Genomic DNA, 26,224 nt, shown 5'->3' on the forward strand with positions numbered 1-26,224 from the left:
TGTGAAGCGCTCTGTTCGAACTGCCGTAAATTCTAGCTAACGGGAGCCGCAAAGCCAATCCCCCGCATCAAACAGTGAACAACACAAGCCCTCTTTGAGGGTTTTTGCGATTGCGATATCATCTAGTATTTATTATGGCAAAGCGTGGCCCGATACTTGTTTGCGACGACGAAGAGATAATGCGCGATGTGCTCGAGACCATTCTCTCGGGCGCGGGTTATCGTGTCGATCTCGCAAAGACCGGCGAAGAAGCTGTCGAAATGTATTCGCAGCGGCCCTACGATCTGGTGTTGATGGATGTGTCAATGCCGGGAATGGGCGGCTTGACCGCGCTTGATGAGCTTATAAAGCTAGACGAAGAGGCCGTCGTCCTGATGATAACGGCCTATGCGACGTTCGATACGGCGATCTCGGCCTGGGAAAAGGGTGCGGCGGGTGTTATCCGCAAGCCTTTTCAGAATGAACAGATACTTTCGCTCGTTGCCCGCGGCATTAAGAACCGCAAAAAGGACGAAGAGCGCCGCGTACTCCGTCAAGCGATGGCAAAGTCTGTCAAGCGCGATGATTTTATCGGCAGATCGAATGTTATGGAGGACGTGTTTCGCCTAGTAGAGCGCGTTGCCCCTGCGCGATCGACCGTTCTCATTTCAGGCGAAAGCGGCACGGGAAAGGAACTTGTCGCAAAGGCGATCCACGAGGCAAGCCCGCGCTCGGAAGATCCGTTCGTCGTCGTTAACTGCTCGAATATACCGTCGGAACTGCTCGAAAGCGAACTCTTCGGCCACGCAAAAGGAGCATTTACGGGAGCGGTCGCCGCAAAGAAAGGCCTATTCGAGGTTGCCGACAGCGGTTCGATATTTCTTGATGAAATAGGCGACCTCAGACCGGAGCTTCAGGTTCGCCTGCTTCGCGTGATCCAAGAGCGCGAATTCACGCCGCTCGGCGAGACAAGCCCGACAAAGGTCGATGTCAGGATAATCGCGGCGACCAACGTCGATCTGAAAGAGGCTGTGCGGAACGGGCAGTTCCGCGAAGACCTTTATTTCCGGCTGTCCGTGGTGCCGATCGAGCTGCCGAGCCTTCGTGACCGCCGCGAGGATATATTGCCGCTGATGCAGCATTTTATCAGAAAGTATAACGAGGAGAACGGTCGGCAGATATCGGAGAATGTCTCGGCTGAGGTGCTTTCACTTCTCGAGGCGTACAGCTATCCGGGCAACGTTCGCGAGCTTGAAAATATCATCGAACGCGCCGTTGTCATCGCCCCTAATGATGAGATCACGGTCGATTGCCTGCGGCCTGAGGTGCGCGACCCCGAACTTGCCTTTGAGATGCTGAGAAGTACCGAGGGAACATCGACACATCTCGATATCTCGCGCGGCATTAACTTTTATGACGAGGTAAAGCGGTTCGAGGTCGATCTGATACGCCGCGCACTCGACCAAACCGGCGGCCATCAATCGCGTGCGGCGCGTTTGCTCGGGCTGAACGCGACCACGCTGAACTCAAAGATCAAGACGCACAACATCCCGATCCGCAATCAATAGCGGCCGGCACTACGCTGCGAACGGAGAAGCGATAAATGTCTTACGGCGCACTTGTCGCACTCATCATCATCTTTCTGCTTACGAGCATCATCGGCGTCGTTACGGGCAGCAATTCGCTCATTGCGGTTCCGGCGATGTTCCAGTTCGGTGTGCCTGCCCGTGAGGCTGTCGCAACGAATATGTTCGCCTTGGTCTTTATGGCGGCCGGCGGCACAATTCCGTTCCTGCGCAGCGGCGGCCTCGATATCCGGCGTACATCTCCGCTGCTCGTGATCACGCTCGTCAGTTCTGCGATCGGTGCTGCTCTTGTCGGCCTCATTACCGATCAGAGCATGAAGCTGATCGTCTCGGTCGCGATGATCGCGGTCGCTCTGTTCATTCTCTTACACAGAAATTCGGGGCTTGAAGAAAAAAGCGCGGTGAGCGCCGGGATGGCGGCCGTAACGTACGTCCTGACCTTTCTGCTCGGCGTTTACGGTGGCCTTTTCAGCGGCGGCTATGTAACGATCCTCACCGCTGTCCTTGTAGCGTTCTTCGGGATGACATTCTCCGAAGCGATCGCCTCTACAAAATTGATCAATGTGGTCTCATCAGCGATGGCATCGGCGGTTTTCTGGTGGGAAGGCCTGATCGATCTGAAATTGGGACTTATACTTGGCGTTACGATGTTCGTCGGCGGATATATCGGTGCGCATGCGGCGACAAAGATGGGTGAACTTTGGCTGCGGCGCATCTTTCTCTCAACCGTTTTTCTGCTTGCTCTAAAGACACTCTACGACCTATTCGCGTGAGCACGAACGAGGTCACGGTTCCTGCGGCCCGTTGGTTGTCACAGCTTCGTCAGGCGCCTGCTTCTTTGCGGCCCTTGGAGCCTTTGGCGGCGGTGTTGCAAGCGGCTTGGGTGTTGCTGCCGCAGCAGGCGTCGGCTGGACGGCCGTATTCGCATTCGGTGTTTTTGGCGTTGGCGTCGGTTTCGGCTCGCCTGCGGGTATCGGCACTAAAATTATGCCGCCTTCATTCGGCATAAAGACACTGCCGCCGTTCGGGTCGATAGTAACGGTCTGTCCCGGCGGAGCGATTGCTTGCGGAGGCAATACCGAACCTTGCGGCGGTGCTCCGACCGGAGGAGCGCCTCCGTTTGCCCAAGGATTATAACCGTCACCGCCCGGGATCGTGCCCGGAGGCGTGCCCATCGCCGGGTCCATGATCGACGCGTCCGAATCGCCGACCATCTTCGTAAGGCTTTCTTCCTGCGCTCCGGTGGCGGGGCCGATCGGCTGCACCGGCATACTGTTCGGGTCGGTCGCCATTGCCATCGTCGTCGGATCGGTCTTCTTGCCCGAGGTGAAATAGATCAATGCCCCACCGATAAGGCCGATCCCCGCTAGTACAAGTGCCGCGGTTACCCACACGCTGTGTCCTGCGGCGGCGGCGGGTTTCACGGCTCCATCCGCGATAATTGCCTCGCTGCGCACTCGGCCGAGGTCCTCGGCAAGTGCCTCGATCGATCGATAGCGCTCGTCCGGCTCTTTTGCGAGAGCGGTCATTACGATCGGGCTGAGCGCCCTGTGCAGGTCGGGCCGGATCGTTTCAAGCGGTATAGGCGGCACAGCCTGTTGTGCGAGAACGTCCGGACGCGAGTTGCCGTCAAAAGGCGGCTTGCCTGTCAGCATCGCGTAAATGACCGCTCCCACGGCATATACATCGCTTCGTGCATCTGTTACCGAAAACTCTGCGTTCTGCTCCGGTGCGAGGTAACGCGGATCGGCATCGCGGGGCGGTTCTTGTGCATTGCTGCCAAAGCCCAAAACCTTAACGGAGTTTGCCGCACTTTCGCCGTCGATAAAGATGTTGCCGGGTGAAAGCGACCCGTGGATCAGACGTTTTTCGCTCGCAGCGAAGAGAGCCGCTGCTGTTTGAAGAGCAATGTTCAAAGCTCGCTCCTCACTGATCTGCGGCATATCGCGCAGAATGTCAGCGAGTGTGGTGCCGGAGACAGGTTCGTGAATGGCGTACACGGCACCCCGTGAATCCGTTCCGAAATCGATAGTTTTAAGAATATTCGGATGGTCGAGCGACGCGGCAGTTCGCGCTTCGTCAAGAAAGCGCTTCGCCCACCGCTGGTCTATCGAAAGAGCTGTCGGGAGTATGCGGATAAGGATATCGGAACCCGTAACATCGTGTTTGCCGAGGTAGATATCGCCCGTATCACTCTCGCGTAAGAGCTTATCGACACGATATTTATCCGCGATCAGCCTGCCTGTGAATTCACCGCTCATCTCAAAATTAGAACGCATTTTCGGCGTTCAAGTTGCAAACAAAGAATATCAAATACATGAGCCCGCACGTAAGCCTGAAAGAAAAGCTCGGTCAGAACAGATCTATCGGGCCGGCGTGCGGGCCGTAAGATGTTGCGTCAATTAGAGTTTGACGAACACGATGAGCAGTGCGAAGAGCACCAGCGACTCGATAAGTGCGAGCGCGATGATCATAAGCGTCTGCACAGAGCCGGCAGCTCCGGGGTTGCGTGCGGCACCTTCAGCAGCTCGCGAACCGACGAGGCCCTGTGCGAGTGCAGCCATGCCGGCAGCCATTCCGAAACCGATGCCTGCGCCGAGTGCCTTGTAACCGGCGACATACGACTCGTTATAGGCCGCTGCTCCGCCCTGTGCCATTGCACTGACGCCCATCAAAGCGAGGGCAAGCGTTACAAACAAAACATACTTGATATTTTTCATTTCTTATCTCCTGTCTAATCTAATTTCGAGAACATAAGGGCGAAATACTCGAGTATGCTTGCGGGTATGAGTTCGCCTCGCTTCCGGTATTCCGTGGATTTTATACTCGTCATAGAGTCCACGTCGCCTGTTGCGTGCGGGCATATGTGCTATAAAACGCATATTCCGAGACACGCGCCCTGTTATTCCCTGATTTTCAAACCTGCAAGGCCCAAAGGCCCGCGCCTGAAACTTGTTTTACGCATGAGATGCGGCCGAATCTCCGATCGGCTCCGCATGGCCATGCTCATCGTGCGGGCCGTGCGAGACCTCGCCGATGTAGATCATTGAAAGAAGCGTAAATACGAACGCCTGTACAAATGCCACGAAAACGCCAAGCACCGTCAATGCAAGCGGCACTACGAAGTGCGTGAACGGCGGCGCGAGATTGGTGATCTGTACGAAAACTTGCTCATCCGAGAACATATTCGCGAACAGCCGAACGCCGAGCGTGAACGGGCGGATCGAGTTCGAAATGATCTCGATCATAAAGATGAGTATCGTTACCGGAACCATCAACAGCGGCAAACGCGGACCCGCAAAGTGCTTAAGATGGCCGAAAAGGCCGTTCTCCGAAATGCCTATGTAGTTGTAGTAAACGAATGATGAGACGCCCAGCGCGTAAGTAACGTTCACGGACGCCGTAGGCGACATAAAGAGCGGGAACTGGCCCATCAGGTTAGCAACGAGGATCAAGATCGCAAATGTCGCAACAACCGGAAAATGACGTGCGCCATGATCGCCGATGACCGAACCTATCAGGTCGCGTATCGCCAGAATGGTCGCCTCAAGCGTCAACTGTCCTTTTCCAGGGTCGTCCTGGCTCAGCTTGCCCTTGAGCAGCCAAACGATGGCAACCGTGAGCAGGCACGCGATCACGAACATTACCGTGTACCAAGGGATCGCATTCTCGACCGTGTACGGGCCGAATGCCTTTGCCGCCGTCGTATCAAAATGCGAGAAAAGGTATTTGTTCCAGAGCGGCTCCGTGTACGCTACCTGAAAATCGTGTACCGGCTTGCCAAAATAGGTATTTAGAAATTCGACGATGAGCGGCTGATGCTCACCGCCTTCTGAAAAAAGAAGCATTTCTTAAGACTCGTGCCTTTCAGGCCTTGAAAATATTCCGATCAAACCTTCTAAAACTATCGCAAAAGCGAACGTCGCCAACCCCAATATGACCGCCGCTACCGAAACTGCCGAAGTGGCGTAAAGGAACCAAAGCACCGCACCAAGCAGCAGGTAGCGGATAATATAACGGGCTGCAGGTACGACAGGCTTCTCGCCGCCGCTTACCGCCAGTTCGATGATCGCCCGCGTGGTATTCCGCTGCCAGAAGTAGTTCACAAAGGCAAGTATCGCCCCGATGATCACGCCGGCGCCGAACTTCGGCCCCGCGGCCGCAAATCCGGCGATCATTACGGCTGCGGAAATACCTGTCATAAGCAGCAATATCCTTTTGTGAGACATCTCACGGACGCTGCCCATTCCGGTTGTCAAAGGTTCGCTCGTCTCGCCCATTGCGAAACCTAAAGTTTACCCGTATTTGTCCAAAAACTCAAAGCGTAGAGCCGTTCGTGTCAGTTTCGTCGCCACCCAGCAAGGGCCTTATTTCCGGGCGCTTTGGCGAGGGGCCGAAGATCTGAGCCGAGATGCGGAAAACTTGGATAAAGCCGATGATCGACCCAAGGACGATGCCGCCCACGAGGCCCCACGGTTTTGTACCGAGCAGCAGGTCGGCTATCCAGCCCAAAAACAGGCAGAATGCGACCGAAACGACAAAGGCGATGCCGATCGAATACGCAAGCCCTGCCCGCCTGACGGTCTCTTCAACAGGCTCCGGTTCGAATGGCGCATACGTTGTATGCTGCGGTTCGGGGCGAGGCTCGTATAAATTCAAGGGTTCGAGTGTATGAGCCTGCGGCGGCGGAGCAGGCCAATGATACGGCGGCTGCTCGATCTGCTCTTCGGCGGGTTGAGATTGTTCAGGTTCGATCTCCGACATCCGGACGTATAATGACAGTTTCGGTCGGCGATTTCAATACATACGTTATGCCGCGCCACGTTATCCGCCGGGAGAACAGCGCTGCCAAGCCGTTATAGAAAAAGAGCAAGGGCGTAACAAGGAAAAGGGTTATATGCGTCCCGATCTGTCGCCTCAGCCGTTCATCCCATTCGGGCAGAGCGAGCCGGATCGCCTTCAAACGAATATACGATTTTGCCGCGCTCAGGGCAGATACGAGCGCGAGGGTTGCGGCACCGGCGACCGCTGCGGTACGGCTTCTGGCGAACAGCCAATATATCGACGCTGCCATAACCGCAAGGAAAAGCCCGCTCCCGAGCAACGAGATCAGCCAATAGTGCGGTGTATATGCCCGCGTAACTTTGATCTGCCGTGTCGTGAATTCGAGCATTTCACTCAACGTACGGTTCTCGAACGATACGACAAGTGCCTGCGGAACAAAGGCGATACCAAGCCCTTCCGCAAGAAGCGAACGTGTGATCACAAGGTCGTCCGAGACAGTGCCTTGCCATTTATCTCGTATGGCAAGCCGCTCGAAAGTATCACGGCTGACAGCCATTGAGCCGCCCCAGCAGAAATTCTTTCTTGGATCGGCACCTTGTGTGGTCGCAATGGACGCATTCCAGACGCTTTGCAGTTCTGAAGCAAAGGTTGGTTTTGGTGCGATAAACCAGCGGTAGCCCGAGGCCCCGCCGATGCCTTCGCGTTCGAGCGGTGCGACTATGCGGGCAAGCCATTCACGCTCCGGCCGTGTGTCCGAGTCTGTAAAGACGAACACCTTTGAAAGAGGGTCGGCGTACAGGACGGCTTTACGCAAGTTCTCAACCTTCTGTCCCGAAATCAATGCTTTCTCGGCGATCACGAGCTTCGCGGGTGTTGCGTTCTGCTCGATAAGCGAGCGAATGGCAGCAACGGCCGGATCGGCCTCATCATCAACGGCAAAAATGATCTCGTAGTCCGCATATTGCTGATCGAAAATGGCTTGCAGGTTTTCACGCAGGCCCTGATCGACACCCTTGCACGGTATGAAAAGCGATACTTTGCAAGTGAGATCCGACAGCGTGGATGCTAACTCCTTTTGCACAAAGCCGTAAAACGCGAGGCCGCTTTTCAGCGATACGAAGCTGAACCAAATTTGAATAGCAGCGAATACGCCGAAGATATAGATCATTGCGCCGGAGGCTTGCCGAGGAAAGGTGCAAGGTACTCGAGTGTGCGTTCTGAAGCGCCGCGGTTCGTGTTCATTGTAGTGAGGGCGTTGGAACCGAGCATCATACGACGGCCTTGATCGCTTAGGAGCGCTGCGAACACATCAGCGAGCTCATCGACAGGCTCGCCTTTTACCCTCGGAAGCTGAACAAGTGCGTCCTTCGACAAAAACTCTTCGACGGCGGCGGCGAAATTGGAGGTGTAAGGGCCGGTAACGATCGCCTTGCCGTACGCGGCGGGCTCGAAGATGCTTTGGCCGCCGTGCTTGATCAGGCTTCCGCCGACGAAGACGATCTCAGCGAGCGGATATGCGGCACGAAGTTCGCCGATGCTGTCCAGCAGAATGATCTCAGCGGTCTTATCGCGTGCAGAAGCGGCCTCACTGCGGCGGACAAATGAAAAGCCGGTCGTTCTCAGAAGCTCAGTTACCGCCTCAAAGCGTTCGGGATGGCGCGGCACGAGCATCAGCCGCGGCAGCTTTACATGCTGCGACTTCCACACGGCCTTGAATGCGTCGAGGATCCACTTTTCCTCCGGTTCGTGTGTGCTGGCGGCGAGAATGAGCGGCGCATCTGCCGATATGCCGAAGCGTGTGCGGAATTCCTCGGTCAGCGCGTTCTCATCGGCCGTAACTCCATGGTCGAATTTGAGGTTGCCGCTCACACGCACCTTGCTTGCACGCAGGCCGAGTGCCATTACCCGTTTTGCATCGGCATTTGACTGCATGGCGGCAAGGTCAAAGTATCCGAGAATGCGTTTTATGGACTTCTTGAAATATCCGTATCGCTTGTACGAACGTGCGGACATTCGACCGTTCGCGAGGCAGATACACGCTTTCTTATGATTTGCTTCGCGGATAAAGTTCGGCCAAAGTTCGGTTTCAAGAAGGATAACGGCCTTCGGCTCGAAGTGTTCGAGGGAACGCCGAACGCTGAAGCGCCAATCGAAAGGAAAGTAGAAGAAAGTATCTGCCTGATGCCTGAATATCTCGCGAACGTGTTTTTGTCCGGTTCTCGTTATCGTCGAGATGATCAGCCTGTGGAGCGGAAATTCGCGTTTGAATGCGTCAATGAGCGGCCTTGCGGCGTTCGCCTCGCCGACCGATACGCAGTGGATCCAAACGACAGGCCGCTGATCGTGCTTGAATTCCGGAAGAAAACCGAGCCTCTGCCTAAAGCCCGCCGCATATTTACCGCCGACGATCACGTCGTAGAAGAAACGCGGCGACATCAGCATGAATGCCAGCGTGTAAATTAGGCTGTAGAGAACGAACATATCGGACAGTTACATATAGTCGCAGAAAGCCAAAAATTCCGATAGGTGTCTCGGCAAGTCGTCTTTGAGGCGAAGTCTGTCCGGCAGGGTTACTTCACGCGTTCCATGTAGCGGGATTCCGCAGGATTTACGCGTATTTTTTCGCCCTCAACGATGAACGGCGGCACTTGCAGCGTAACACCGTTCTCAAGCGTTGCCGGTTTATTCGAGTTCGACGCGGTCGCACCTTTGAGTACCGGTTCGGTCGTAACCACCGTTAGTTCCATAGATGCAGGCAGCGTTACGCCAATGGGCGAACCATTATAGAATTCGACCTCGATGGTCAGGCCGGGCATCAGCCACTGTGCCGAGTCGCCAAGTTCATCCTCCGTCAACGCCACCTGCTCGTACGTCTCGTTGTTCATAAAATGATGATGTGAACCGTCCGAGTAGAGGTAATCCATCTTATGTTGTTCGAGTGTGATCTTTTCGAGTGTGTCATTTGAACGGAAGCGGTATTCGAACGAGTTGCCCGTGAGCAGATTACGAAGGCGGGCCTGTACCATCGCCCGCAGGTTGCCGGGCGTGTGATGGTGAAACTCCATCACCTTGACCGGTGCTCCTTCGTGGAGGATCACCATTCCTTTTCTGATGTCATTTGCTGAAATAGCCATAAATATTAACTGTAATCACCGCGCATCGGCGCGGTTCACAAACAAAAAAGTGTAATTTCGTTCCTTTGATTTGTCTAGTATCAGTATGCAGCGGCAAAGGTATGCGGATTATGATGCACCGTGTTCATCCTCAGCGACCTTTGCTGCACTGCTGACATCCTTGCCCGAACGCCCGAACTTGTGCTTGAGAAACTCGACGATCGGCGGCAGCAGCGACAGGAAGATCACGACGATAACGACCTTTTCGATATGCTCATCGAGCTTGATGCCGAGTGCTCGTTCGACCACGCCGCCGAGGAAGTAGCCTGCAAGCACCATGCTTGATATCCAGATAGCACCGCCCAAAATGCTGAACGGCAGAAAACGCGAATACGGCATTTCGGATGCACCCACGACGAGCGGTGCAAATGTCCGCACGATCGGCACAAAGCGCGCCAGGACGACGGTCTTGACGCCGTATTTTTCAAAGAACGAATGCGCCTTCTGCACTCTGCTCGGCTTGAATATGAACGAATCTTCACGGCTGAACAGTCGTTTGCCCATCCAGCGGCCTGTCCAATAACCCGTGTTGTCCCCGATCACTGATCCGGCAAAGAACGCCAGCAGGATAAGTATCACATTCAGTTTGTCGGGCAGTGTTCGTGCCATCAGTCCGGCGACGACGAGCAGGCTGTCGCCCGGAAGGAAAAAGCCGACGGCAAGCCCGGTTTCGGCAAAGACGATGAAGAAAAGGCCGAAATAGACGTAGATGCCCATGAGATCAAGGAGGTAATTGATCAAATGTGCCGGGTTCAAAAACTCCCTGATCTGATGCAGAAGATCCATAATAAAAAAACGCTACCAGCCGTGCTCGCCGATGAGCGGAACAAATGAACACGGGCCGAAATTCTCTTCGACGCTGCCGTTGGCGGTGCGCGTAACGCGTATCAAGAATTGCGACCTTTGCTCGCGTCCGACCGGCACGACAAGCCGGCCGCCGACCTTCAACTGTGCGACCAGCGGGGCGGGAACCGATGGGCCGCCTGCCGCCACAAGTATCGCATCATACGGCTGATATGCATCCCAACCGTTCGTGCCGTCAGCGGCTTTGATCGTAACGTTCGTGAATCCCAGCGATCTGAGCCGCTGTTCGGCGTCTGCGGCGAGCGATGCGATGCGTTCGACAGCGAATACGCGGCGGGCAAGCGTCGCCAAGATCGCCGTTTGATAGCCCGTGCCCGCTCCGATCTCAAGCACCTTTTCGCTGCCGGTCAGCTCGAGCAGCGAGGTCATTTTGGCAACGATGAAAGGCTGCGAGATCGTCTGGCCGCCGGCGATCGGAAGTGCATTATCTCTGTATGCCTGTGAACGGAGCGCTTCGGGAACAAAAAGATGCCGGCCGAGATCGCCCATTACGCCGAGCACTTTCTCATCCGCGATGCCGTATTTGCTTCGCAGCGTATCGATCATTGCGTGGCGAAGCATTTCATAGCCGTCGGAGGCATTCTTTTGCGGCGTTACTGCGGTCATGTGTTCCAGTCGGAAAGTGCGTCGAGAGCGCGGTGGTTCGTCAGGTCGCTGCGCATCGGCGTTACCGAGACGTAGCCATCGGCGATGGCTTCAAAGTCGGTGCCGCCCTCGGCGCGGAAACCCTCGCGGACCTCGCCGATCCAATAATAGAACTTGCCGCGCGGATCTACGTGTTCGGTGATGACAGGCCGTGCGGTCTTAAAACCCTGCGTCGTAACACGAATGCCGGTCGGGACGCCTTTCGGCACGTTTATGTTGAGCAGTGTCGCTGTCGGAAGTCCCTCAATAAGCACCTTGCGCGTCAATTCGGCGGCGACGCGGGCTGATTCGCCAAAGTCCGGGTCGCGATGCTCGACAAGGCTGAATGCGAGGCCCGGCACGCCGAGGATCGTCGCCTCCATCGCACCTGCCACGGTGCCGGAATATGTCGCATCGTCGCCGAGATTCGCCCCGTGATTGATGCCCGAGCAGCAGATGTGCGGCCGAAAACCGTCGCCGAAGATGTGGTTGAGTGCGATCGTTACACAGTCCGTCGGCGTCCCGTCAACCGTCCAATGATGATCGTCTATCTTACGGATTCGCAGCGGGCGGGCGAGCGTAAGGCTGTGCGAGGCTCCGCTCATCTCGGATTCCGGAGCAACGACATAGACGTCGCCGACGAGCGACAGTGCGCTTTCAAGGGCGGCGATACCTTCCGAGTGGATGCCGTCGTCATTTGTTATAAGGATCCTTGGCCTGGACATCTAAAAAGTGAAAAAAAGGTGAGCGACGTTGCCGTTGTTCACCTTTTCATTGTACTCAAAATTGAAACGTAATGTTCATTGTGCCGCCGGTGCGGTCGTGCGCGGTGCCGCATTTGCGGGACGCTGCTGACGGAAGCGCCGCCGGTTACGCTTGCGTGCGTTCGCCGACTTGAGTTTTGCCTTCTGGCCGGGCGGGATGTAATGAGAATGTTTCTTAAGATCCTTAATGATCTCCTCACTGATCACCTTACGCTTAAAGCGGCGCAGTGCCGACTCGATCGATTCGTTTGCGTTAACTGATATATATGCCATTTACTTTCTCACCTCCTTTCGGCCGAAAATCCACCCAAAACGGGCAAACAATCATTAAACTACAAAGCGTATGCGGCGCGCAAACCGCGCAAACCGCGCAAGGCTATTTCAGAGGCACTGCGAGCAGATGTCCGCGGTACGCAAAATAGATCTTGTTCGCCGGTTCGTCAACGTACATCGCCATGCTGCTGAAGACTATCTTCGGCAGGCGTTTTACGCTCCTGAAGGTGAAGAACTTGGTTTCGTATATGCCGACGTCTGTCGCGCCGCTTTCCGGATCGGTGATCGCCGCCCAAAATTCATTCGGGCGGCCTGCGGCCTGCAGCGGGCGGAAGGTCTGTTGTACAAGCGGCCTGAACTCACCTTTGGCCGGGAATACCGCGCCCGTCGCGGGATCGACGAGTCTCATTGCATCGGGGTCGAACTCCTCTCGTCCGAAGGCCGCATCATCCTCGTCCGGCTCGCCGATCTCCCATTCATAAGAACCGACACGTGTCGAAACGAGGATCTTGCCTAAACTCGGTATGTAAGCATCCGGCTGAAGGTATCCGTACGTGATGTCCATGGCGACCGGATACACCTTGCCGGTGGCAGTGTCGATACGCGAGATCGAGCTGATGTAACTGTCTTCGAGCCGGCCGGCAAGAAGCCAGCGTCCGTTTCCTGACAAAACGAGATTTGTGTAGCTGCCGCCGGTCAATTTTGACGATCTGCCGTTCGACCATTTAACGATACCGACATTTGAGCCTCGATATTCAACGCCGCCGAGCCGCGCCTTCCAACTGCTCTCCCCACCGGCAACGCTGAAGCCGCCGCTGACTGGCATCTGGTCAAAACCCGCCGGTTGGGCCACGTCGGCGCCGAGGCCTTTGTCCGTCACCGTTTTCCATGACCGGCCCTCGTATCGACGCTCGCTCTTCAGCTTGTCGCGTTTTGCAAGACGGACATCCGCATCATCCGCAGGGCGGTCTTCGCCGCTTCCGGTAACTTGTTTGCGGATCTCATCGGCAACTCTCGTGCGGACAGAGCGGTCGATCGCGGAAGCAATTATGCCGCTGTCGCTCTTCCATACGGTATCAACATAAAACTGGTCGCTTGCCGAAATGACCTCAAGGCCCGGCACCTCGCGTGCGAGGGCATATTTTACATCGGCCGGTGCGGCTTTCATTCGCTTAATTCGTTCGATCAGCCCCTTAAAGAACTGTGAGTTCATATATCCGCCGCCCCATATACGGCGGCCGCCGTTCTTGCCGAGCATCAACAATTCGGCCTTAAGGCAATACGGCCCGTCGCAGTCGATATACGGCGGCATCGAATCAACGTCGTTGTCAGCGAGGAAGGCGGCAAATTCGTCAAATTCGTGCCGTTCCAGCACGCGCTCGCGGTAACGGCTTTCATCTTCATCCCAACTGAAAACGACCCGATCCTTGTAAAGCCGAATATAAGCGTCGTCAAACCAGTAAACACCGTTAAGGTCGGGTGTCTTCAGCACTTCTTCCCGAAGCTGCTTTTCGCGCGTGCGGATATAGGTGTCTGGCTCCGGGGATTCCAAGTACACACTACCCTCGTTAATGCCGACAAAAAAGAGGTTTGCGAGGAGCTCGTTGTCGGCGCCGACGTATCCGTCAACAAAAAACCAATTCCAAGAGCCTGTGATGAACGCCTCATTCGGGTGCTTTGCGCGGACAAGCCGTTGTGCTTCGGGCGAGTCTTCGCTGATCAGATACCGCTCGGCAGCGATCGAAAGCCGTTTGTCGGGTGAGTTCAGATCAATCGCGGCCTTTGCGATCGGAAGTTCCGCTCGTATGAGCCGCGCACAGGCATAAAGAGCCTCGCGGGCACGCGGTTCCGTATTTTCGACAGCCGCTGCATAGCCGTATTGGTCGTCCACAAGACACGCGGCCAGCCCTTGAGCAGAAGGAACTCCTTCAGATAGTGCCGCGACCTCGGGGCCATGGGTCTCACGCAGTGCCTTTGCCCGCGCGAGCGATCGAAGAATACCTGCCGCATCGGCGCGTCCGGTGCGGATATCAAGCAGCAAAAGTGAGTCTATCGGAGCATTTTGCCAGCGAAGTATCATTCGACGATAGATCTGCGCCCGCGCGGGATCACGTTTATCAAGGGCGGCGATCCGGCTGACAAGAGCCGACGCGAGTTCATCAGTGACCCTATCCTCACCTGTTAGTGCGACGAACAGATTTGCCCGTATGAATTCGCCCTTCGGAATCCTGGCTGTGGCGGTATTAGTATTATCCGAATACCCGGAGGTGTAGGAGAGAGCCATAACGTTACTGCCGGCAAGCTCGGCCGTAACGGCAGCCTCAATAGCGTCCATCTGCTCAAGTGTCGTAAAGCCGCCGCTGGCGAATAGTGCTTGTACAAGTTTTCGTTGAGCGTAAGGCTCTTCCGTCTGTCCAAGCAGCCGTCTGAGAGGCCCTGCGGCACGCGGATCCTTTTGTTTGATCAGGGCGTCGAGTGCCGAGTTGCGAAGAGGATATGGTTCATCGGATGCCGCAAAATCCGCTACTGCTGCATTAACAGCGGCAAGAGCGTCAGCAACCGCAGCATTAGCAGCAGAAACCGCATTTGCGGCCATGTTGGCCGGCAGTTTTGCTGCGGGTACCACCGAATTGGCCGCAGTATTCATACCCGGACGTTTCGGCACATCGGGACTGCGTTCGTCAAGCAGGGCAATGAGGCTCGGAACGGCTTCCGGCATCTCGATCTCGCTAAGTTTCTGTACGATCGTGCGTCGGACATTGCCGTTATCGACCGCCCAATTCTTGTCTTCGAGCCACGGCAGCAGTGCCCTAAGGATGTCGGGGTTATTCGAATCTAGCTTTTCGGTAAGGTTTCTGACCGCCGCTCCGCGGACGTTTCGGTCGCTGCTTTTTAGCAGATCGATCATCTTATCGGCATACTTCTCATCAGGTGAGATGCGGATAAGCGTCGTAAGGCCCGTAAAGCGCTGCATCTTTACAAGCGTCTCGTCTGACATTAAACCGTAATACCAGTCGTCGCGGCCCGGAAAATCCTTCTCATGCACGAGCGCGTCCATTGCAAGATCGCGCATACCGTCGGGCAGATCTTTGTTCTCGACCATGGCTTTGAGTTCGTCGCGATAGCGTTCAATATCGCCGAGCGAATCGGTGTCGAGGGCGTGCCGATAGAGAGCCCACAGTGCAAGGGCCCTTGTCGAAGTGCCGCCGCCGGACATCAAGCGGTCGATTATCGGCCGAGCCTTGTTGAAGTCGAAGCGTGTTAGTGCAAGCAGTTCTTCTTGATTCGAGACGTATTCATTGACGTCGGATACCTGTTCTGCCGCAGCACGCAGTTCATCGGAATAGTACGGACTGTTGTTGGTAAGCCATTCGCGTATCCGGCTGCGATCGTCCTCGCCTATCGAGCCGTTCTCGCCTTGGTTGTCGTAAACGGACTTTACGAATTCGTAGCCGTCCTTTTCACTGCCGAACAACTTTACAAGGTTGGCAAGTTTGGAAGGGTCGTCCTCTATCTCTTTCTTTAGACGAGCAAGCGTTTTAGCCGACGGCTCCGGCGTGTATCGCAAGGGGCCTGCAAGGGAAGCCTGCTGTATCCAATAGTCAATCAGCTCATCAGCGGGAGCATCATCTCTCGGCGGCTTGTTCGGGTTGTAAAAGTCTTTATCACGCGATCGGTACGGCTTCACAAGCGGATTCGGACGCGGCGGTGCCGGCAGCATCAGCAGTTTCTCGATCGGGTCTTCTTTCGCGGCTGATGTGTGCCAGAGGAATGCCGAAAGGCACGTTAGCAGTGCGATGCAAAATGCGGATGCGCGAATGGTATTCTTCATGGGCGATCTTCTGCGGTGCCTCGACAGATAGAGTGATTATATTCGTTTCGGTTCCGGGAGCAAGGTAAAAGTTGCCTGAAACGGCCGAATTGACTTAGCGGAGTATTAAAGCAATAATCCGTAGTTTGGTCTTTTGAAATTGGCACTTGCGGCCGGCGTCCATTCTCGGCGTCGGGTCAAAAAGGGGGAAGCGGGTGAGAATCCCGCACGATCGCGTCACTGTGAATGCGGCTGATATGCCGCAAAGTCAGGTTGCCCGTTATTCGCACTTTGCCGAATGCCGCTGTTCGATGTTTCGCGTTAAGACATCGCAGGGCGAACAGGTCATTGGTTGAATAAATGCCTTGTTTTTCCTTGTCGATGAGACGCAGGAAAAAGCAAGGCATTTTTTGCATTTGAGGGCAATATGATCTTCCGTACCAGGCTCTTTTGGTTCACTGTCGCTGCGGCGCTGTTCGTCGCCGCGTGCGGTTCCGCGCCTAAGCGGAATGAGAGGCCTGTGCAGAAGGTCGTTGATGATCTGAAGCGTGAAGTGAGCCTGCCGATGCCGGTCGCTCGCGTTGTTTCGCTCGCGCCGAGTGCTACCGAGATGGTCTATGCCGTAGGTGCGGGCGACCGCCTCGTCGGTGATACGACATACTGCAACTATCCCGAACAAGCAAAATACGTTGAAAAGGTCGGCGATACCGTAAACCCGAACCTCGAGCGCATCATCGCCTTAAAGCCGGATGTCGTGCTCGTCTCTACCGCGTCGCAGCTCGAAGGATTTACAAGAACGCTGGGTGACAACGGCATTGCCGTTTATGTGACCGACCCGAGTGATATTGTCGGGATACTGCGCGATATGGAGCAGCTCGGCGCCATCTTCGGCACTGAAGAAGCCGCTGCGATCTCCGTAAAAAATCTCAAAGACAGATTGTTTCGTGTCCGAAAAATGACGCTTGAGCATACGAAGACGCGTGTCTTTGTGCAGATCTCAAAAGAGCCGCTGTTCACCATCGGACGTACGTCATTCCTGACGAGCGTGCTGCCTTACGCGAATGCGGAATCGGTAACAGAGGATGTCGATACCGCATATCCGAAGATAAGTAAAGAGGCCGCCGCCACGCTCGACCCTGACGCGATCATCCTTTCGGATTCTGATGATAATACCGAACCGAATGAGGCCTTCAAAAACTCTGCAGCGGTAAAGAACGGACGTGTTTATAAGATCGATGCGGACATACTGGCCCGGCCGGGGCCGCGTGTCGCCGAAGCGTTGGAGGAGATCGCAAGGCGTCTCTACGGGATCAATTTGTAGTGGATAAGGCCGCCGTTCAGAACAACACCGCAAGGCCGCGTGTCGCAAGGCAGCGCGCATTTATGATCGGCTCTTTGATGCTGTTGATGCTCGCTGTTGTATTAGCAGCGGCTGCGATGTTCGGCGCCGAACGCCTGCCGCTCTTTGACCTGACACCGCTGCAAAGATCGATCTTCTTTGACATACGCCTGCCGCGGATCCTGCTTGGGGCAAGCGTTGGTGCCAGCCTTGCCGTTGCCGGTGCGGGGCTTCAGTCGCTGCTAAGGAACCCGCTTGCCGAACCGTATCTGCTCGGCGTGTCGAACGGTGCCGCGTTGGGTACTATGGCGGCATTCGTCTTTTTCAGCAATTTTGATCTTGCTCGGCCTCTTCTCGCGTTCGCCGGCGCCGGCATCGCGACGATCGCTGTTTATCAAATGGCGAGGACACGCGCCGGCATGAATGTCGAACGCTTGGTGCTTTCGGGCGTTATCGTAACGACGTTCCTGTCGTCGGTGATCGTTATGCTGACGACCCTTCTCGATGCTGCCAAACTGAGAAGCTTTACATTCTGGCTGCTCGGCGACCTGTCGCAGGCAACGCTTACGGGCTTTTATCTCAGTTTTGGGGCGGTCGCGATCGGCACTCTGGTCATCTTTTCGCAGGCGCGGGCGTTGAACCTGATGATGATCGGCGAGCGGGACGCGGCCGACTTCGGTGTCGAAACGGGCCGCGTCCGTCTGCTCGTATTCTCGGCGGCAAGCCTCGTTGTCGGCGCGGCGGTCGCGGCAAGCGGCAGCGTCGGTTATGTAGGCCTTATCGTGCCGCATCTGATCAGAATGAGCGTGGGTAGCGATAACCGTATGGTAGTGCCGTTCTCGGCCATCGGCGGAGCGATCTTTGTGGTGGCGGCTGATACGATCGCGCGGACCGCTATCGCTCCGAGGGAACTGCCGGTCGGAGCGATAACCGCACTTGCGGGAGCTCCGCTGTTTATTTATTTGCTGAGAAAGCGATAACGCGTTGAACGAAGGAAGATGCTGAAAGCTGACCATTTGAAAGTGAGCTACGCTGAACGCAGCGTCCTGACAGACGTCTCATTCGAACTTGCCGAGGGTACCGCAATGGCGCTCTTAGGCCCGAACGGTGCGGGCAAGACCACGCTCATAAAGGCCTTGAACGGCACGATCCCGCTTGCAGGCGGCTCGATCGAGATCGGCGGCAGGCCGGTGGCCGATCTCTCGCGGCGAGAGATCGCTTTGCAAATGGCGGTCGTGGCACAGGAGGCGGAGACGAGATTTCCTGTAACGGTTCTCGAGTTCGTGCTCGCAGGCCGCTTTGTGAACGGGAGTGCCTTCGGCTGGGAAACTGACACTGACATCTCGGCAGCATGGAAAGCCCTAGAGGACTGCGGCTTGTCGGAGTACGCGGTCAGGCTGATGAATGAGCTTTCGGGCGGCGAGCGGCAGCGCGTCGTCCTCGCACGGGCTCTCGCAACGGATGCCCGCATTCTGCTGCTTGATGAGCCGACGGCAAATCTCGATATGGCACATCAAGGGATGATGTTCCGGCTTGTTCGAAGGCGATGCAGCACTCAAGGCTCCTCTGCGATCGTGATAACGCACGACCTTAATCTTGCGGCGGCCTTTTCAGACACGGCCCTGATGTTAAAGGAAGGCCGCGTTGCGGCCTACGGAGAGCCGAAAGAGGTGCTGACCGAAGCAAATATCGAAAGCGTCTTTGGCGTAAAGGTTCTGCTGGATCGACATCCGGCAAATGACAGCGTTCGTATTACGAGCGTTTTTTGAAGCGGCATGCGGCAATGAGCCGCTGCCGATATTTGAAAAATGGTGTTCGAGGAAGCCGCGTGAAAATCCGGCACTGCCCACGCAACCGTAACAGTCGGGAACTCGACCCATTCTTCGTGGTTATGAACCGTTCTGCGTGTGGGCAGAAAAGGATGAAAAATGAAAAACTTAGCGATCATATTTGTGATCATTTTGGCTTCGCTCTCTGCGGCCGCTCAGCAGACGGCGGTATTGAGAGGACGGGTTCTTGACAAAGGCACGGGCGTTGCGGCGACGCTGACGTTAAAGGCATCAGATGGCCGATTCGTTGCCGAAACCGAAAGCGATCCGGCAGGAAATTATCAATTCACCGGCCTGAAGGCAGGCGCATATAACTTGACGGCGAGAGCAAAGGAGAGCGGCCGCGAGCTTGCCGCAGCCGCAGAAAATATCATACTGACCGGCGGTCAAAACAGTGAACTTGACCTCACATTAGCCCGGATCGATCCTATAAACGAAACAGTAACCATCGCGGTCGGCGAAAATCAGACCGTCGAGCGTGTGGCAAAGACGGTCGATGTGATATCAGGTTCCGAAATGCGTGAACGTGCTGACTTCACGCTGATCGATTCGCTTCGAAGCATTCCGGGATTTCGCGTTACGCAATCGGGCGGCTTCGGCCGGCTCGCCGCCATAAAAACGCGCGGCCTGCGGAACGGCGACACGGCGGTCCTTCTTGACGGCATACGCTTTCGCGATGTTACCGGCATAAACGGCGACGCTACACCATTTTTGAGCGATCTGACGCTTACGAGCGTTTCTCGGATCGAGGTACTCCGCGGCTCCGGTTCATCGCTTTACGGTACGAATGCTATCGGCGGCACTATCGATCTGCAGACACCGCAGGCACGGCAGGGAACGCACGGCCAAATAAGCGGAGCGGCGGGCGGAATGGGCCTTGGGCGCTTTCGCGGCAATCTCTCGCACGGCACACGCGACGGGCGTTTTGGATTTACGTCCGGCGTCTCGCGCACCGTCTATGCAAAAGGCGTTGACGGCGACGACCGGGCGGCAAATGTTAACACACAAGCCCGCGTAGATATTTCGCCCGCATCGAGGACCGCTATTTCGGGACGTATATTCTTCTCAGATGCGAATGTGCGGCTTAATTCCGAGCCTGATACGCTTGGCGTAATGCCCTCTGCGAACAGCGTGATAATAAACGCCGCTGCGGGCGGCAACTTTACGCCTGACGTTGACGATCCTGACAAATGGCAAACGTCACGAGCATTTGCCGGCCAACTTGCCGTCGATCAGGTGATCACCGACAAGCTTACGCTGCACGGTTACTATCAAGGCCTTTCGACAAAGCGGAAGAACGTCAACGGCCCGCTCGGTGCCGGATACCAGCCGTTCGGCGTTACCGAAACTAGCCTGTTCGACGGCAGTGTGCATACTGCGAACGTTCACCTGACATGGACGCCTGCAAGAATGAATACCCTGACCGCGGGCTATGAATTCGAGCGTGAGGCGTTCGGCAATGAAGGCAGAACGACCGCCGGAACGCAAGATTTCTCCACAAATGCCGGACAGCGGAGCAACACGGTATATGTTCAGCATCTTGCGGGCATGCTCGGCGGAAATCTGCAGCTTGCGGGCGGCGTGCGATTCCAGAGCTTTAGCCTTATGCAGCCGCGTTTCAGCCTTAGCAATGCACCGTACAGCGGTATTACGTTGAGCGATCCGCCGAGCGCCGTTACGCTGGACGGAGCCGCTTCGTATTACATATCGGCAAGCGGAACAAAACTGCGTGCCCACATCGGAAACGGTTACCGTGTGCCTTCGCTTTATGAGCGCTTTGGCGCGTTCTTCAACACATATCCCGGCAACAGCTTTATCGCACTCGGCGATCCTTTTCTCAAGCCGGAAAAGACCATCGCGGTTGACGCAGGCATCGACCAAGACATTTCGCGGGGCCGCGTGCGCTTGTCGGCAACGTATTTTTGGACGCGGCTTCGAGACATTATCGGCTACGGTAATGTCGTTCCGAATATCGGCACTACGGTTCGGCCGTTTGGCGGCTATTTGAACCAAAAGGGCGGGCGTTCGCAGGGCGGTGAGTTCAGCATAAAGGCCAAGCCGACGCTGACGACCGACCTCTTTGCGTCATATACATTTACGGACAGCGTTCAGCTTGTGCCGCAAGTTACCGGCAGCGGTATCCTAAGCACACTCGGTGTGCCGGATCATCAATTCACGCTTGTTGCGACACAGCGTTTCAGACGTTTTTGGGTGAACTTCGATCTGCTTGCCACGTCGGATTATCTTACGCCGATATTCAGCAACTCGACATTCTCGACCTATGTTTATCGCTTTAAGGGCAACCGCAAAGGCGACCTGACAGCGGGCTACACCTTCCGCCTTGGGCGTGAGGATCTCAGCCTGCGGGTTTACGGCACTGTTGAGAACGTCTTCAACACGACGTATTACGAGAACGGCTTCCGTACACCGAAAGCAACGGGCAGACTCGGGATGGCTTTTGCGTTCTAATACTGTCGTGCCGACGGTTTCCGTATCTGATATCATTTACACAAGAGGTGTACGGCGATGATGCGGAAACCGTTGTTCGTTCTTTTCTTTATTATCGTTGCAGGCATCGGTGCGGCATTAGCACAAGCGCGCACCGTTACCAACGATGACCTTGCACAATATCGCGAGAAGCGTTTGGCTGCCGAGCGTGACCTTCGCGAGAACTACGCTAAACTTGGCTTTCCGTCGCCCGACGAACTTGCACGCCGCAATGAGCGGGCGGCAAAGGAGCTGAGCGAAACGGCCGCGAGGCTGCGAGCCGAACGCGCGGCACGCGAACGCCTTGCGATCGAGGAACTGCGGGCCGCGGCGACACGATCGGCGCCGAGCCGTACTGAAGTGATCTACTTCGGCGGCGAGCCTTATTATTACTACTATTATCCGAACGGCTACTATCAGTTCTACGGGCAGCGAACAGGCCGCGTGCAGGACGGATACTTTGCCGGCGGACAATTTTGGCCTACCGGACCGCGAACAAGGCCGATGCCGATGTTCGCAACACCGCAACACAAATGATCAAAGAAGGTTGGGAAGCCGTCATCGGCATGGAGATACACACGCAGCTTGCGACCGCGACGAAAATATTCTGCGGCTGCAAGGTTGAGACAGGCGGCGAGCCGAATTCGAATACATGCCCGGTGTGCCTCGGTCTTCCCGGTGCGTTACCCGTGCTTAATGAGAGAGTGATCGAATTTGCCGCTCGTGCAGCGCTTGCGCTCGGGCTTGAGATACAGCCGGTATCGATCTTCTCACGAAAGAATTATTTCTACCCTGATCTGCCTAAAGGTTATCAGATATCGCAGTATGACAAGCCGTTCTCGGCGAACGGAAAGTTGACGATAATGACCTCGGAGCGTGACGAGCACGGCCGGCCGGCCGATTGGCAGCCGATGACGATAAATATTCAGCGGATGCACCTAGAGGAAGATGCCGGCAAGAACGTCCACGAAGGTTTGCCCGAAACCGACAAGTATTCTTATATCGACCTAAATCGCGCGGGTACGCCGCTCGGCGAGATCGTAACCGCTCCGGATTTTCGCTCATCCTGGCAGGCGTTCGATTATGTGAATCATGTTCGCCGGGCTCTGCGCTGGGTCGGCGCGAGCGACGCGGATATGGAGAAAGGGAACCTTCGCTGCGAAGCGAATGTCTCCGTTCGTAAAGTTGGCGGCACGGCATTTAACAATAAGGTCGAGCTAAAGAATCTCAACTCAGTGCGGTTCATGCAAAAGGCGATCGAATACGAGATCGAACGCCAGGTCGCGGCACACGAATCGGGCGAGGGCGTTCGACAAGAGACGCGGCTTTGGGATGAGAAGAACAATGTTACGCGTGTGATGCGCTCAAAGGAAGATGCTCATGATTACCGCTATTTTCCCGAGCCGGATCTGCAGCCCTTAGAGGTCAGCGAGGAGTTCATCGCATCCGTCAGCTCGAGTATGCCCGAGATGCCCGACGCGATGCGCGAGCGTTTTACCGCAACCTATAAAGTGTCGATGGCCGATGCCGCACAGTTGACCGCGGATCGCGACACAGCAGAATACTTTGAGACAACGGCGCGGATAAGCTCGAATCCGAAACTCGCGGCCAACTGGATCCTCGGTGAACTCACACGCGAGCTCAATAACTCGGGCAAGGTGATAAGCGATCCGCCGGTGACCGCCGAGAACCTTGCCGATCTGATCACGATCATCGAGTCGGGCAAGATCTCGAACAATCAGGCGAAAGAAGTGCTTGCCGATATGTTCGCCACAGGGAGAAGCGCTGACGAGGTGATCGCCGAAAAAGGCTTCGAGCAGATATCGGACACGGCGGCGATCGAGAAGATCATTGAGGATGTCATCGCCGCGAATGCTGCTCAAGCTGATGCATACAGAGGCGGCAAAACGGCACTTTTCGGCTTCTTTGTCGGACAAGTGATGAAGGCTTCGCAGGGCAAGGCGAATCCTGCCGTTGTCAACGAGTTGCTGAAACAGAAGCTATGAGCCTTACAGGAAAGACGGCGGTCGTCACAGGCGGCACGAAGGGCATCGGTTTCGCAATAGCAAAGGCACTGCTTGGCTCCGGTGCAAATGTATTTATTTGCGGCCGCACTCGGGCCGCACTCCGCGACGCCGTTGCGGCGCTGTCGGAATTCGGCACGGTTGACGGCGAGGCCTGCGATATCCGCTCCGAAGATCAGGTCAGGCAAATGTTGGCCGAGGCCGAACGCCTCTTTGGCGGCATCGACATCCTCATCAATAACGCAGGCATCGGTATAATGGGTAAAACGATCGAGGAATTAACCGGCGATGAGGTCCGCGCGACGATCGAGACGAACCTGCTGGGCGTCTTCTATTCTTGCCACTACGTTATTCCGATGATGAGGAAGCGAGGCGGCGGGTACATCATCAATATTTCGAGCCTTGCAGGACAGAACGCGCATCCGCGGATGGCGGCATACAATGCATCAAAATTCGGCCTTAACGGATTTACCGAAGCGATGATGCAGGAGGTCCGCCAAGATAATATAAAGGTGAGCTATGTTTGCCCGGGCAGTGTTAATACGGAATTTGGCGGCGATCGGCCGAGCGAAGAAAAAGCATGGCAGCTCCGGCCCGAAGACATTGCGCAGGCCGTGCTGAGCCTTTTGGCAATGGAGGAACGCGCGCTGCCCAGTAAAGTCGAGCTTAGGCCGAGCAAGCCGCCGCGCGGCTAGGCTGCCTTCGCGAGGACATTTTTGAGTAGGCCGGCGACATCCTCTTCTTTCAGCGGTTTTACAAGCAACGCTTCGGCACGGAGCGAGAGAGCAAGTTCGCGGTGATCTTCGGTACTTAGCGATGTGATCATTACGACCGGAACGTGGCCGAAATTCGCATCCGATTTTACGTACTCCAAAAATTCCCAACCATCGACGTGGGGCATTTCGACATCCGAAAGAATAAGGTCGAATTCGTTCCCGTTGAGCAGCAACTCGAGAGCCTCGGCACCGTTATTCGCCGTAACGACGATGCAGCCTGCTGCCTCGCACAATGCAGTGTTATGCCGGCGAACGGTCGCACTGTCGTCGATGACAAGGACACGCAGAGGCGTCGAACGCTTCGGCGGAGCGGGTATCGGCTCTGCCGGCTTCGAGTATGCCGAACTCAGCGGAACGCGTACCGTAAATGTCGTGCCGCGTTGAGGTTCGGTACTTAGGCTGATCTTTCCGCCGCGTGATTCGATCGATTCGCGGACGATATTCATTCCTATGCCTCGTCCGGCGTTCAGATTTACCTTTTCGGCGGTGGTTATGCCCTTATTGAATATCAGTTCCCATGCTTCGAACTCGGTCATCTGGGCGGCCTCGTCCGCAGAAAGGGTACCGTTGGCAACAGCCTTTTCTTTAAGCGCACGCGCTGAAATGCCGGAACCGTCATCTTCGATGATCAGGATCACGTCCTTTTCGTCCGTTTGCACGGAGACGGCGATCGTGCCGCGCTCGGGTTTACCGATAAGCCGGCGTGTGTCGGCCGGTTCGATGCCGTGGACGACAGCGTTCTTGAGCAAATGCAGGAGAGGCTCGATCAGAGCGTCAATGACCTGCGTGTCGAGTTCCACATCGGGCGTAATAAGCTCGAGATCGGCTTTCTTATTCTCATCCTGACAGGTCAGGTTCACTGTGCGGCGCAGCCGCGTCTCAAGTGTGCCGAAACGAACATTTCGCACACGGCGAAGCTTGGTCTGGAGTTCATCGGTCAGCTCGAACTGCGTGCGGAGAAGTTCTTCCAGGTTGTTGAAATCCGCCTCGCTTTCGGTGAACTGAGCGGTCATGAAGCACTCCATGAGTGCACCGCGATTATCGATAAGCCGCCGCGAAACATCGATCAGCTCATCGAGGCGATCGAGTGCGATGCGGACGACCGGTTGAGGCCGATTGTGTGTTTCTGCCGATGGTTGGGCCGCTGCCGGAGCGGCTTTGACAGGTTCCGGCTGTGTGCCGGCGGCAGCCTGCTTAACAAGCCGCACGAATTCGGTCTCGTCCGGTTCGTTTACCGCGTCAGTACCGCCGAGCATCGAGATCAATGCCGAATTCGAGCGGCTGATCAGGTCGATAGTTTCATTATTGGCGCCTGCACCGGCCTCGACCATCTTGTCGAGAAGATCTTCGAGGCGGTGTGCGAGTGTCGATGCCCTCGTAAGGCCGACTATTCCGGCTGCTCCTTTGAACGTGTGTGCGTTGCGGCGGATCTCCCAAAGGGCGGCCGCATTATCCGGAGCGCAGGACAGCATCCCCAGATTGTGGGTTATCGCGGCAAGGAGCTCGTCAGCCTCGGATCGGAAGATCTCGAGCATCTCGGCATCGATGTCCGGATCGGGTTCTTCTGCAATGCGGGCGTCCAGGACGTCAAAGGAAGTATCGACGAAGGTCGATACATCTTCGATCAGCTCATTACCGTTGAAAGAGATGCTAAGCAACGCGGCCTCGGCGGCCGAAAGCCTGTCGAGAGCGGTGTAAACCTCCGCCGTGCCTGTGTCAACCATTTTGACCGACGCGGCAAAGCGGGCAAGCTCGTCAGCTACGGCGTGCTGATCAAAGCCCCGGGCCGCTTCGGCAAACGCCGCAAAATCGGTAACGTATCTCGACAGATCCGGAAGAGGCCCCTCTGACTGGCTCATAACCAGAAGGCCCGAGCGGGCCTGTGAGACCCGCTCGCCGGCTTCGGCTAA

At 55.9% G+C, this 26,224-nt stretch carries 23 protein-coding genes and 2 riboswitches; of the genes, 9 read left to right on the forward strand and 14 right to left on the reverse strand.

Translation table 11 applies throughout. The annotated features are described in order from the left end of the window. The first annotated feature begins 134 nt into the window (after nt 1-134). Nucleotides 135-1,547 carry a sigma-54-dependent Fis family transcriptional regulator gene (locus HS105_02520; protein ID MBE7515474.1) on the forward strand — a complete coding sequence of 471 codons (1,413 nt, stop codon included), beginning with the start codon at nt 135-137 and terminating at the stop codon, nt 1,545-1,547. A 35-nt stretch (nt 1,548-1,582) separates the two neighbouring features. After that, complete coding sequence (locus HS105_02525) at nt 1,583-2,338, forward strand: sulfite exporter TauE/SafE family protein (GenBank protein MBE7515475.1); 756 nt, start codon at nt 1,583-1,585, stop codon at nt 2,336-2,338. 12 nt (nt 2,339-2,350) lie between these two features. On the opposite strand, the gene HS105_02530 is transcribed toward HS105_02525, so the two are convergent. The 13 genes from HS105_02530 to HS105_02590 form a co-directional block, all read right to left on the reverse strand. Further along, a complete protein-coding gene (locus HS105_02530; GenBank protein MBE7515476.1) occupies nt 2,351-3,826 on the reverse strand; it encodes a protein kinase in 1,476 nt (491 codons plus the stop codon). Between the two features lie 141 nt (nt 3,827-3,967). After that, the gene (locus HS105_02535; protein MBE7515477.1) at nt 3,968-4,285 is read right to left on the reverse strand and encodes an ATP synthase F0 subunit C; all 318 of its coding nucleotides are present in this window, start codon (nt 4,283-4,285) and stop codon (nt 3,968-3,970) included. Nucleotides 4,286-4,522: 237 nt separating this feature from the next. Next, complete coding sequence (atpB, locus tag HS105_02540) at nt 4,523-5,413, reverse strand: F0F1 ATP synthase subunit A (protein MBE7515478.1); 891 nt, start codon at nt 5,411-5,413, stop codon at nt 4,523-4,525. Between the two features lie 3 nt (nt 5,414-5,416). Then, a complete protein-coding gene (locus HS105_02545; GenBank protein ID MBE7515479.1) occupies nt 5,417-5,845 on the reverse strand; it encodes an ATP synthase subunit I in 429 nt (142 codons plus the stop codon). 37 nt (nt 5,846-5,882) lie between these two features. Then, nucleotides 5,883-6,329 carry an AtpZ/AtpI family protein gene (locus HS105_02550; GenBank protein ID MBE7515480.1) on the reverse strand — a complete coding sequence of 149 codons (447 nt, stop codon included), beginning with the start codon at nt 6,327-6,329 and terminating at the stop codon, nt 5,883-5,885. Continuing rightward, complete coding sequence (locus HS105_02555; GenBank protein ID MBE7515481.1) at nt 6,310-7,518, reverse strand: glycosyltransferase; 1,209 nt, start codon at nt 7,516-7,518, stop codon at nt 6,310-6,312. Before HS105_02555 ends, HS105_02550 begins: the two co-directional genes overlap by 20 nt. Continuing rightward, nucleotides 7,515-8,831 (reverse strand): 3-deoxy-D-manno-octulosonic acid transferase, encoded by a 1,317-nt coding sequence (locus HS105_02560; protein MBE7515482.1) that lies wholly within the window; start codon nt 8,829-8,831, stop codon nt 7,515-7,517. The genes HS105_02555 and HS105_02560 overlap by 4 nt, the downstream gene beginning before the upstream one ends. A gap of 89 nt (nt 8,832-8,920) precedes the next feature. Beyond that, nucleotides 8,921-9,484: an elongation factor P gene (efp, locus tag HS105_02565; protein ID MBE7515483.1), complete on the reverse strand. Its 564-nt coding sequence runs from the start codon at nt 9,482-9,484 to the stop codon at nt 8,921-8,923. A 108-nt stretch (nt 9,485-9,592) separates the two neighbouring features. Further along, nucleotides 9,593-10,309: a VTT domain-containing protein gene (locus tag HS105_02570; protein MBE7515484.1), complete on the reverse strand. Its 717-nt coding sequence runs from the start codon at nt 10,307-10,309 to the stop codon at nt 9,593-9,595. Nucleotides 10,310-10,321: 12 nt separating this feature from the next. Then, nucleotides 10,322-10,993: a protein-L-isoaspartate(D-aspartate) O-methyltransferase gene (locus tag HS105_02575; GenBank protein ID MBE7515485.1), complete on the reverse strand. Its 672-nt coding sequence runs from the start codon at nt 10,991-10,993 to the stop codon at nt 10,322-10,324. Further along, on the reverse strand, nt 10,990-11,736 hold the full coding sequence (gene surE, locus HS105_02580; protein ID MBE7515486.1) for a 5'/3'-nucleotidase SurE: 747 nt from the start codon (nt 11,734-11,736) through the stop codon (nt 10,990-10,992). The genes HS105_02575 and surE overlap by 4 nt, the downstream gene beginning before the upstream one ends. 75 nt (nt 11,737-11,811) lie before the next feature. Further along, nucleotides 11,812-12,048 (reverse strand): 30S ribosomal protein S21, encoded by a 237-nt coding sequence (locus HS105_02585; GenBank protein MBE7515487.1) that lies wholly within the window; start codon nt 12,046-12,048, stop codon nt 11,812-11,814. A gap of 103 nt (nt 12,049-12,151) precedes the next feature. Then, nucleotides 12,152-15,880, reverse strand: coding sequence for a HEAT repeat domain-containing protein (locus tag HS105_02590; protein ID MBE7515488.1), 3,729 nt, complete (start codon nt 15,878-15,880; stop codon nt 12,152-12,154). A 136-nt stretch (nt 15,881-16,016) separates the two neighbouring features. Next, nucleotides 16,017-16,159: riboswitch (cobalamin riboswitch) on the forward strand. Nucleotides 16,160-16,286: 127 nt separating this feature from the next. On the opposite strand from HS105_02590, the gene HS105_02595 reads away from it, so the two are divergent. The 7 genes from HS105_02595 to HS105_02625 all read left to right on the forward strand — a co-directional run bounded on the left by HS105_02595 (nt 16,287) and on the right by HS105_02625 (nt 24,233). After that, the gene (locus HS105_02595) at nt 16,287-17,180 is read left to right on the forward strand and encodes a cobalamin-binding protein (protein MBE7515489.1); all 894 of its coding nucleotides are present in this window, start codon (nt 16,287-16,289) and stop codon (nt 17,178-17,180) included. Next, complete coding sequence (locus tag HS105_02600; protein ID MBE7515490.1) at nt 17,180-18,178, forward strand: iron ABC transporter permease; 999 nt, start codon at nt 17,180-17,182, stop codon at nt 18,176-18,178. The genes HS105_02595 and HS105_02600 overlap by 1 nt, the downstream gene beginning before the upstream one ends. An 18-nt stretch (nt 18,179-18,196) precedes the next feature. After that, nucleotides 18,197-18,967 carry an ABC transporter ATP-binding protein gene (locus HS105_02605; protein ID MBE7515491.1) on the forward strand — a complete coding sequence of 257 codons (771 nt, stop codon included), beginning with the start codon at nt 18,197-18,199 and terminating at the stop codon, nt 18,965-18,967. Between the two features lie 3 nt (nt 18,968-18,970). Further along, nucleotides 18,971-19,092: riboswitch (cobalamin riboswitch) on the forward strand. A gap of 34 nt (nt 19,093-19,126) precedes the next feature. Then, complete coding sequence (locus HS105_02610; GenBank protein MBE7515492.1) at nt 19,127-21,496, forward strand: TonB-dependent receptor; 2,370 nt, start codon at nt 19,127-19,129, stop codon at nt 21,494-21,496. Between the two features lie 57 nt (nt 21,497-21,553). Continuing rightward, nucleotides 21,554-22,051, forward strand: coding sequence for a hypothetical protein (locus tag HS105_02615; GenBank protein ID MBE7515493.1), 498 nt, complete (start codon nt 21,554-21,556; stop codon nt 22,049-22,051). Continuing rightward, nucleotides 22,048-23,520: an Asp-tRNA(Asn)/Glu-tRNA(Gln) amidotransferase subunit GatB gene (gatB, locus tag HS105_02620; protein ID MBE7515494.1), complete on the forward strand. Its 1,473-nt coding sequence runs from the start codon at nt 22,048-22,050 to the stop codon at nt 23,518-23,520. Before HS105_02615 ends, gatB begins: the two co-directional genes overlap by 4 nt. Further along, nucleotides 23,517-24,233 carry an SDR family oxidoreductase gene (locus tag HS105_02625; protein ID MBE7515495.1) on the forward strand — a complete coding sequence of 239 codons (717 nt, stop codon included), beginning with the start codon at nt 23,517-23,519 and terminating at the stop codon, nt 24,231-24,233. The genes gatB and HS105_02625 overlap by 4 nt, the downstream gene beginning before the upstream one ends. Here HS105_02625 and HS105_02630 read toward each other — a convergent pair. After that, nucleotides 24,230-26,173, reverse strand: coding sequence for a response regulator (locus HS105_02630; GenBank protein ID MBE7515496.1), 1,944 nt, complete (start codon nt 26,171-26,173; stop codon nt 24,230-24,232). The genes HS105_02625 and HS105_02630 overlap by 4 nt on opposite strands. Between the last annotated feature and the right edge of the window lie 51 nt (nt 26,174-26,224).

Source organism: Chloracidobacterium sp., from assembly GCA_015075585.1.
GTDB lineage: Bacteria > Acidobacteriota > Blastocatellia > Pyrinomonadales > Pyrinomonadaceae > OLB17.

What these genes read in the sequence shown, in the direction of transcription:
- HS105_02520 (MBE7515474.1), top strand. Translation starts at nt 135, where the DNA reads ATGGCAAAGCGTGGCCCGATACTTGTTTGCGACGACGAAGAGATAATG.
- HS105_02525 (MBE7515475.1), top strand. Translation starts at nt 1,583, where the DNA reads ATGTCTTACGGCGCACTTGTCGCACTCATCATCATCTTTCTGCTTACG.
- HS105_02530 (MBE7515476.1), bottom strand. Translation starts at nt 3,826, where the DNA reads ATGAGCGGTGAATTCACAGGCAGGCTGATCGCGGATAAATATCGTGTC.
- HS105_02535 (MBE7515477.1), bottom strand. Translation starts at nt 4,285, where the DNA reads ATGAAAAATATCAAGTATGTTTTGTTTGTAACGCTTGCCCTCGCTTTG.
- atpB (MBE7515478.1), bottom strand. Translation starts at nt 5,413, where the DNA reads ATGCTTCTTTTTTCAGAAGGCGGTGAGCATCAGCCGCTCATCGTCGAA.
- HS105_02545 (MBE7515479.1), bottom strand. Translation starts at nt 5,845, where the DNA reads ATGGGCGAGACGAGCGAACCTTTGACAACCGGAATGGGCAGCGTCCGT.
- HS105_02550 (MBE7515480.1), bottom strand. Translation starts at nt 6,329, where the DNA reads ATGTCGGAGATCGAACCTGAACAATCTCAACCCGCCGAAGAGCAGATC.
- HS105_02555 (MBE7515481.1), bottom strand. Translation starts at nt 7,518, where the DNA reads ATGATCTATATCTTCGGCGTATTCGCTGCTATTCAAATTTGGTTCAGC.
- HS105_02560 (MBE7515482.1), bottom strand. Translation starts at nt 8,831, where the DNA reads ATGTTCGTTCTCTACAGCCTAATTTACACGCTGGCATTCATGCTGATG.
- efp (MBE7515483.1), bottom strand. Translation starts at nt 9,484, where the DNA reads ATGGCTATTTCAGCAAATGACATCAGAAAAGGAATGGTGATCCTCCAC.
- HS105_02570 (MBE7515484.1), bottom strand. Translation starts at nt 10,309, where the DNA reads ATGGATCTTCTGCATCAGATCAGGGAGTTTTTGAACCCGGCACATTTG.
- HS105_02575 (MBE7515485.1), bottom strand. Translation starts at nt 10,993, where the DNA reads ATGACCGCAGTAACGCCGCAAAAGAATGCCTCCGACGGCTATGAAATG.
- surE (MBE7515486.1), bottom strand. Translation starts at nt 11,736, where the DNA reads ATGTCCAGGCCAAGGATCCTTATAACAAATGACGACGGCATCCACTCG.
- HS105_02585 (MBE7515487.1), bottom strand. Translation starts at nt 12,048, where the DNA reads ATGGCATATATATCAGTTAACGCAAACGAATCGATCGAGTCGGCACTG.
- HS105_02590 (MBE7515488.1), bottom strand. Translation starts at nt 15,880, where the DNA reads ATGAAGAATACCATTCGCGCATCCGCATTTTGCATCGCACTGCTAACG.
- HS105_02595 (MBE7515489.1), top strand. Translation starts at nt 16,287, where the DNA reads ATGATCTTCCGTACCAGGCTCTTTTGGTTCACTGTCGCTGCGGCGCTG.
- HS105_02605 (MBE7515491.1), top strand. Translation starts at nt 18,197, where the DNA reads ATGCTGAAAGCTGACCATTTGAAAGTGAGCTACGCTGAACGCAGCGTC.
- HS105_02610 (MBE7515492.1), top strand. Translation starts at nt 19,127, where the DNA reads ATGAAAAACTTAGCGATCATATTTGTGATCATTTTGGCTTCGCTCTCT.
- HS105_02615 (MBE7515493.1), top strand. Translation starts at nt 21,554, where the DNA reads ATGATGCGGAAACCGTTGTTCGTTCTTTTCTTTATTATCGTTGCAGGC.
- gatB (MBE7515494.1), top strand. Translation starts at nt 22,048, where the DNA reads ATGATCAAAGAAGGTTGGGAAGCCGTCATCGGCATGGAGATACACACG.
- HS105_02625 (MBE7515495.1), top strand. Translation starts at nt 23,517, where the DNA reads ATGAGCCTTACAGGAAAGACGGCGGTCGTCACAGGCGGCACGAAGGGC.
- HS105_02630 (MBE7515496.1), bottom strand. Translation starts at nt 26,173, where the DNA reads ATGAGCCAGTCAGAGGGGCCTCTTCCGGATCTGTCGAGATACGTTACC.